Source organism: Vibrio sp. OPT46 (assembly GCF_015163535.1).
Classification (GTDB): Bacteria; Pseudomonadota; Gammaproteobacteria; order Enterobacterales; family Vibrionaceae; genus Vibrio; species Vibrio alginolyticus.
Map to the genome: position 1 here is coordinate 7,088 of NZ_JADDYG010000184.1, position 7,574 is coordinate 14,661.

Consider the following 7,574-nt stretch of genomic DNA (forward strand, 5'->3'; position numbering starts at 1 on the left):
ACACGGTGTTGCAACCGCACTAGCATGTGCGCTTCTTGGTCTGAAATGTCGTGTTTACATGGGTGCAAAAGACGTTGAACGTCAAAGCCCGAACGTATTCCGTATGAAACTCATGGGTGCTGAAGTAATTCCTGTCCACTCGGGTTCTGCAACGCTTAAAGACGCATGTAACGAAGCGCTACGCGACTGGTCTGCAACTTATGAAGACGCGCACTACCTACTAGGTACAGCGGCAGGTCCTCACCCATTCCCAACCATCGTGCGTGACTTCCAACGCATGATTGGTGAAGAAACGAAGAATCAGATTTTGGCACGTGAAGGCCGTCTTCCTGATGCGGTTATCGCATGTGTGGGCGGTGGTTCAAACGCTATCGGCATGTTTGCTGACTTCATCGAAGAAGAAAGCGTTCGCCTAATTGGTGTTGAGCCAGCAGGTAAAGGTATCGATACTGACCAGCACGGTGCACCACTTAAGCATGGTAAAATAGGCATCTTCTTCGGTATGAAAGCGCCATTGATGCAAGATCCAAACGGCCAAGTTGAAGAGTCTTACTCAGTATCTGCTGGTCTTGATTTCCCTTCAGTTGGTCCACAACACGCCCACCTAAACGCAATCGGCCGTGCTGAATACGACAACGTAACAGATGATGAGGCGCTAGAAGCATTCCAAGAGATTGCGCGTCACGAAGGTATCATCCCTGCTCTAGAATCTTCTCACGCACTGGCTCATGCACTGCGTATGGCTCGTGAGAACCCAGAAAAAGAGCAATTGTTGGTTGTTAACCTATCTGGTCGTGGTGATAAAGATATCTTCACTGTGCATGCCATCCTAGAAGAAAAAGGAGCAATCTAATGAGCCGTTATGAAAAGATGTTTGAGCGCCTAAACGAAAAGAACCAAGGCGCGTTTGTACCGTTCGTAACGGTTTGCGATCCAAACGCAGAGCAGTCTTACAAAATCATGGAAACACTGGTTGAGTCTGGCGCAGATGCCCTTGAACTTGGTATTCCATTTTCAGATCCGCTAGCCGATGGCCCAACCATCCAAGGCGCTAACATTCGCGCGTTAGATTCAGGTGCAACACCAGATATCTGCTTCGAGCAAATCGGTAAGATCCGAGCTAAGTACCCAGAGTTGCCTATTGGCCTTCTGATGTACGCGAACCTTGTTTACTCTCGTGGTATCGAGAACTTCTATGAGCGTTGTGCAAAAGCAGGCATCGATTCTGTTTTGATTGCAGACGTACCAACTAATGAAAGTGCTGAATTTGTTGCTGCTGCAGAAAAGTTTGGTATTCACCCAATCTTCATCGCACCACCAACGGCAAGTGATGAAACACTGAAGCAAGTATCAGAGTTGGGTGGCGGATACACTTACCTACTCTCTCGTGCAGGTGTTACTGGCGCAGAAACCAAAGCAAACATGCCTGTAGGTCATATGCTCGATAGACTGAACCAATTTGATGCACCACCAGCGCTACTTGGTTTTGGCATCTCTGAGCCTGCACAGGTGAAACAAGCACTAGAATCTGGTGCGGCTGGTGCAATTTCTGGTTCAGCCGTGGTAAAAATCATTGAAGCGAACGTTGAGCAGCCACAAATTATGCTCGACAAGCTAGGTGAATTCGTTTCTGCAATGAAAGCTGCCACTCAAAAATAATTTCAGTTTGATATGACACAACAACGCCCGCTTAACATTATGTTTAGTGGGCGTTTTCTTACTATCGCGTTTATACCACGTCATTTTTTGTTCAACGCCCGCACTTTCCAAATCTATCTCAAGCAGAGCTCTCAAAGAGTGTTAAGCTTGGGTAACTTAACTAACTCAATAAAGCAATGTGCAGTAAGGTTGCTACATGGAAGAAGTCAAAACACTGCTAGCCAAATGTCCTGTACTATCAGGGCTGCCAGATAAAGGGCTTAGTGAAGCAGCGCAAATGACTAAGGTTCGCTGCTTCGACGAAAAAGCACTGATTTGCAATAAAGGTGCGCTTCAATCTTCTCTTATGGTCATAGCTCAAGGTGCAGTGAGAGTGAACTCAATTAGTTCAAAAGGCAAAGAAGTCACACTGATGATTTTCGAAGCTGGTGGTTGGTTTGGAGACAATGTTTTTTCTCCCGGCATGCCTCGTATTTTTGGTGCGACCGCTCATTCTGACGTGACTGTAATGGAGCTTCCTGGAGATAAATTTCGCCAATTACTCGCCAAATACCCTCAAAGTTACCCCACTATACTCGACTTACTTAGCCGCCGCTTGTGGTCTGCTATTTCTGTTATCGAAGATGACGCGATTAGAGGAATTGAAGAACGAGTCGCCAAAAGGTTGCTGCTGCTTGCTGAATACCAACTTAATCAAGCGATCGATACTCGACCATGCGTTGTCAGGGTAACAAGAGAACATATCGCTAACATGATGGGGCTAACTCGTCAGAGTGTACACAAGATACTAAAACGATTAGAAAGTATCGGGATGCTAGAGCTAAACTATGGCTCAGTAACCATTACCAATCCGAAGCGCTTAGAAGAATACTTTAAAAAACTCGAGCAATAGATCCATTCAACAAACGCTAAGTATTGTCTAACGATAGCTAAAAACCTTATGCATCTAATTGGTCAAGAGCACAACACCATTTGCGCTTAGGCAAGTGGCGCTGTGACACAAAGACCATTGAATTGACTAAGCTATATTCAATTCAGATTTCAACTCACGTTTCAAAATCTTTCCTGTCGCACTCATCGGGAGGTGTTCACGAATTTCGACATAACGAGGATACTTAAACGAGGCTAATTGCTCTTTACCCCACTTTTGTAATGAATCGGCGTCAATGTATTCTTTTGGTTTAAGTACAACGTAGGCTTTTATCTCTTCGCCATACTCTTCATTTGGAATCCCTATCACCGCTACCATTGAAACTGCAGGATGAGTCATGAAAACTTCTTCAATTTCTCTGGGATAAACATTAAATCCACCTCGAATGATCAGATCTTTCATTCTATCGACAATAAATAAATTACCAGAACTGTCAAAGCGGCCCACATCACCAGTATGGAACCAACCATTTTGTAGCGCAGATTCAGTAACTTCTGGACGGTCAAGATATCCCTTCATAACATTATGACCACGCACAACAATCTCACCTTCTTCGCCTATCGGTAGTGCATTGCCTTCAATGTCGATAACTCTTACTTCGACGCCTTGAACCGGTTGACCTACCGAGCCTGGTATACGCTCCTGATCTAAATGATTAAAACATGCAATAGGACTTGTCTCCGATAACCCGTATCCTTCTAAGATCGGCACATTAAATGTTTCTTCAAAGGTTCGAAAGATTTCGGTTGGCAATGGCGCACCACCGCTTACTGCAACACGCAATGACGAGGTATCAAATTGATGCTGCACGTGAAGCAGACCGATGTACATCGTTGGCACACCAGCAAATATCGTCACCCTATGTTTTTCCACCAGCTCAAGAACATGTTTAGGCTCAAACCTAGGCACTAACACCAATGTTGCCCCGCCCAAAACACTAGCATTTAAGTGGACGGTTTGACCAAATGTATGAAATAAAGGCAAAGTTACTAAGTGAATATCATCGGCCTGGCTGCCCATAATGTTTTGTGCCACCAGAGCGTTCATTATGATGTTCTGCTGAGTCAGCTCAGCGCCTTTTGGTAAGCCTGTCGTCCCTGATGTATACAAAATCACACAAGTATCATCCGCATTACGCGGTATATAATCCGGCAACGGTTGGACATCGGCTATAAACGCATTGAGAGTTATTACACCATTCCAATAGCTTTGATCTTGAGATTGAGTCAGTACGACTATGCCTTCGCATGTATCGACTTGTTCAAAGGCTTTGACGCCCTCTTTTGCCATTGGCAGTTCTTTCGTCCCTTCAAAGCAGAAATAAAACTTCGCTTTTGAATCTTCTAAGTGATACTTAATTTCTCGCGCTTTCAAAAGCACATTTAATGGGACTGCAACCGCGCCAGCTTTTTGTATTGCATAATAAACAAACGCGAAAAAAGGAATGTTTGGGCATGAAATCGCAACGCGGTCACCTGGCTTTACGCCTTTATTGATTAAAGACGCTGCGATCTTGCCGGCGATCGCATTAAACTGCGCATAATTTATCTTTTCAGCGCCACATATCAACGCCGTTTTATCTGGTTTACTCGCAGCATTTCTTTGTAACGCAGCAGCAAGATTCATCATAGTCTCTTCACCTCTTACCTTGTCTTTCTCGTCTAATCAGCTCAGGAGCATTAACTAAGCAAGTTATCCTTAACACTGGATCGTCAGCATTTGATTCTCACCAGTCATTACCATTTAACATTATGTTTACAATGCAATCAGGACTAAGAATGTAAAGCAATTAACATTTCAGAAGGCAAATTAATAAAAGTGTGAGCTTGAAAGAGATGAATTGTTATAAATATCAACCCAAGTCACTAAAAACTCTGACTGCAATAGCAAATACAAAAGCGGTTAAAATTAACAAAAAGAAAACAAATAAAGAAAAATAAGCTTGAACAATCCTAAGCGCGACCCTTATAAGAAAAATCAATAGCAAACGTTTGCTATTGAACAAAACTTTATCGTTCGTCAATAAAATATCGATTAATCCATCAATAATACCTTGCTGCATATTGCCAATTGTAAACGATAAGTGTAAAAAGCAAGGCGAGATAATTATCCGTAAATCCATTTATGGTTAGTGGGTAATTTTAGGATTTTACATTTTATTAGCACAGAGGTTATGGAAGTGTTAAAAGAAAAGAGTTTGCTAAACAACATTGGCGTACAAGTCGTAATCGCCATGATCGTGGGCACAGCCGTTGGTGCCATGATGGGTCATGATGCGACAGTGTTCGCTCCTTTAGGTGCTATCTTTATCAACTTAATCAAAATGTTGGTTATTCCTTTGGTCGCTGTAGCCTTGATTTCTGGCGCCGCTGGTCTTGGGAACAGCCAGTCAGCAGGTAAAGTTGGCATCGTCACTCTAGGTTATTTTGGTTTAACATCCGCCCTAGCCGTTGCGCTTGCACTATTTATGGGTGAAGTATTCCAACCAGGCATGGGTATCGACGTCTCTGGCGTTGAAGGCATGTTCTCAGCAGAATACGCTTCAAAAGGTGAACTACCTACTTTCTGGGCAACCATCACTGGTATGATCCCAACCAACGTTTTCCAATCACTAAATGAAGCAAACATCCTACAGATCCTCGTTTTCTGTATGTTCTTTGGTATTGCGATTTCTAAGCAAGCAAAAGAGCGTCGTGAACCAATCATCAATGGTGTTAACTGCATCGTTGACGCAATGGTTTGGATGATCAACAAAGTAATGATCATTGCACCTATCGGTGTATTTGGTCTGATGGCAGAAGCCGTCGGTACGTTCGGTTTTGGTGCGCTAATGGTGGTGTTTAAACTGTTCGTTGTTTACGTTGCCGCCATCCTAATCTTCGGTTTCGTTGTTTACCCAGCAATGGTGCATGTTTTCACGAAGACATCTGCGAAGAAATTCCTGTCTTCAATGAAGAAACCGCAAGCAGTTGCGCTTTCAACAGCGTCTTCTATGGCAACACTGCCTGTTACAATGGACACCTGTGAAAAAGAGCTGGGCGTAAAAAATTCAACTGCATCATTTGTTCTGCCTCTAGGCGCAACGATCAACATGTCAGGTAATGCGATTTACTATGGCTTGGTTGCTATCTTCTTTGCTCAACTGTTCAATATCGATCTAGGCATGGGCGCTTACATTGCAATTATCGTAACGTCTACATTGGGTGCGGTTGGTCAAGCGGGTGTTCCTGGCCCTTCTTTCCTAGTGGTTGCCGTGCTTCTTGCCGCTGGCATTCCAATTGAAGGTCTACCGCTGCTATTCGCTCTTGACCGTATTTTCGATATGATTCGTACAGCACTGAACATCACAGGTGATGCTGCATGTGCAGTTATCGTTGATGCGCTAATTGAAGAAGAAACGGCAGAAGCTGAGCTAAAAAAGCAAGAAGCCTAACCCTTTCTTGAATAGACCAAAAACCGCTCATAATGAGCGGTTTTTTTGTCTTTTCTTGCATTACGTAACTATACAAATAGAAACCGATGGCATAAATTTTTCAAAATGATATAAACCATTACAAAATATAACAAAACGTTAGAGCTAGGTTATATCATGAGTCTTGAGCAATCTTTGGAATATCTCACCAAAATAAATTTGCCGATCGAACCAAAGCAGCAGGCCCTGGTTGACTCAGTTATTCTTACCCTAACGAAACAAAAACGAGATGCTCTTTTTCAACAGGTTGCTCTGTATCGAATAAAACTGCTTAAATCTCTCTTTCCTAAACACGCATCAAAAAGTCTTTCTGCACTATTTGAGTTAATGGATTATCGAGATTTAGTGCAACAGTATCCGACAGGTTTCTCCAAAGAGATTCGTTTACTTGAACAACTTGCCGCAGATTGTTACCCGCATTGGATGGTTTTCTGGTGTCAATGCGAGATCGAAGCAATCAAGCAAAAATATCCTTCAAACGAAGCTGCGATTCCTACTCCGCTTCCGTTTGACGACCACAGCTATACTAGCGTGTTAATTGAAGATATCGCAGATTGCGATCTTGAGGTAATGCTGCCAAATCATGCAGCGTTAATGCCGATTTCCGAAGCGATCACACTGAGTAATCTTGAGCTTTTCGTCCAAACTGAACAATGGTTTGAAATCTTGCCTCTTTTATCACTCTCGCAAAAAGGGCAGCACTTTGCCCTCTTGCTCAAATCGTCATCTTCACCAATCATGGTCTCCTCCGCTTTAGTGCAAAGCTGGCATCAACGAAATAACTGGCTCAGTTACTCACCACAGTTTAGTAACGAACAATGGCAGTTTTGCTTTCCTAATCATGGGTACAGTGTTCTCAATCAACTGGGTATTTTGGAGTGTCGTGCTCTAACTCATGAGCACACTCTTATTGGGTTTGATGCTCAGTTTCAATCTCATGTAAAGAACACTGAAGCGGTTTGCGAAGTACTGCGTCTTACGGTGGGAGGCAACATTCAACAAAAGCTGTATTTTTTGTATCTGGCGCAAAAAACTATGATGAGCGAGCTCTATAAAGCAGGCTATAAGCTCGGCTTTACCATTATTGAGCAAGTATTTATGTTAAATTTCTATCAATCTATTGATTTAAGTGCCTACTTTCACTCAGGATACCGCGACATTAACGGTGACGGTACCAAGACATACCGCGGTTTCTGGAATTTAGGTATGATGGTTGAAGCATTTCAAGACATACAATTTCGCGACTACAAACATTGCGTACGAACAAAAAGAATGGATAAAAAGGTGAATGAGCATGCTTGATGTTCATTTGCACGGTCTCTTTTACCCAAAAGCAATGGCATTGTACGCGACTGTACTAATAGTATTCGCTTGGCTACTGTATTACTGCTATCGCCTAAAACAGAAGAGTGAATCAATCTTAGGCTCGCATCACGCGCCTTACATCGCTTATTCCAGCTGTATCATTGTTTGGATAAGCAGCAACGCCTATTTCCATACCGATTTATTGCC

Annotated in this window: 7 protein-coding genes; 6 read left to right on the forward strand and 1 reads right to left on the reverse strand. The window is 43.1% G+C overall.

What is annotated here, in order from left to right; genetic code table 11:
• The 3 genes from trpB to IQR33_RS08650 all read left to right on the forward strand — a co-directional run.
• Window positions 1-853, forward strand: an 853-nt coding sequence (gene trpB, locus IQR33_RS08640) for a tryptophan synthase subunit beta (RefSeq protein WP_228013811.1), incomplete at its 5' end; no start/stop codon positions are given.
• Window positions 853-1,659 carry a tryptophan synthase subunit alpha gene (trpA, locus tag IQR33_RS08645; RefSeq protein WP_025767264.1) on the forward strand — a complete coding sequence of 269 codons (807 nt, stop codon included), beginning with the start codon at window positions 853-855 and terminating at the stop codon, window positions 1,657-1,659. The genes trpB and trpA, both read left to right, overlap by 1 nt.
• 196 nt (window positions 1,660-1,855) lie before the next feature.
• The gene (locus IQR33_RS08650) at window positions 1,856-2,551 is read left to right on the forward strand and encodes a Crp/Fnr family transcriptional regulator (RefSeq protein WP_182016734.1); all 696 of its coding nucleotides are present in this window, start codon (window positions 1,856-1,858) and stop codon (window positions 2,549-2,551) included.
• 126 nt (window positions 2,552-2,677) lie between these two features.
• On the opposite strand, the gene IQR33_RS08655 is transcribed toward IQR33_RS08650, so the two are convergent.
• Window positions 2,678-4,219, reverse strand: coding sequence for a long-chain-fatty-acid--CoA ligase (locus IQR33_RS08655; RefSeq protein WP_170893473.1), 1,542 nt, complete (start codon window positions 4,217-4,219; stop codon window positions 2,678-2,680).
• Window positions 4,220-4,763: 544 nt separating this feature from the next.
• On the opposite strand from IQR33_RS08655, the gene IQR33_RS08660 reads away from it, so the two are divergent.
• The 3 genes from IQR33_RS08660 to IQR33_RS32650 all read left to right on the forward strand — a co-directional run.
• Entirely contained in the window at window positions 4,764-6,023 is a 1,260-nt protein-coding gene (locus IQR33_RS08660; protein WP_005376774.1) for a dicarboxylate/amino acid:cation symporter, read from the forward strand.
• A gap of 156 nt (window positions 6,024-6,179) precedes the next feature.
• Window positions 6,180-7,364, forward strand: coding sequence for an acyl-homoserine-lactone synthase (locus IQR33_RS08665; RefSeq protein ID WP_193838091.1), 1,185 nt, complete (start codon window positions 6,180-6,182; stop codon window positions 7,362-7,364).
• Window positions 7,357-7,574: hypothetical protein (locus IQR33_RS32650; RefSeq protein WP_228013812.1), on the forward strand; the 218-nt coding region annotated here is incomplete at its 3' end. The genes IQR33_RS08665 and IQR33_RS32650, both read left to right, overlap by 8 nt.

What these genes read in the sequence shown, in the direction of transcription:
- trpA (WP_025767264.1), top strand. Translation starts at nt 853, where the DNA reads ATGAGCCGTTATGAAAAGATGTTTGAGCGCCTAAACGAAAAGAACCAA.
- IQR33_RS08650 (WP_182016734.1), top strand. Translation starts at nt 1,856, where the DNA reads ATGGAAGAAGTCAAAACACTGCTAGCCAAATGTCCTGTACTATCAGGG.
- IQR33_RS08655 (WP_170893473.1), bottom strand. Translation starts at nt 4,219, where the DNA reads ATGATGAATCTTGCTGCTGCGTTACAAAGAAATGCTGCGAGTAAACCA.
- IQR33_RS08660 (WP_005376774.1), top strand. Translation starts at nt 4,764, where the DNA reads ATGGAAGTGTTAAAAGAAAAGAGTTTGCTAAACAACATTGGCGTACAA.
- IQR33_RS08665 (WP_193838091.1), top strand. Translation starts at nt 6,180, where the DNA reads ATGAGTCTTGAGCAATCTTTGGAATATCTCACCAAAATAAATTTGCCG.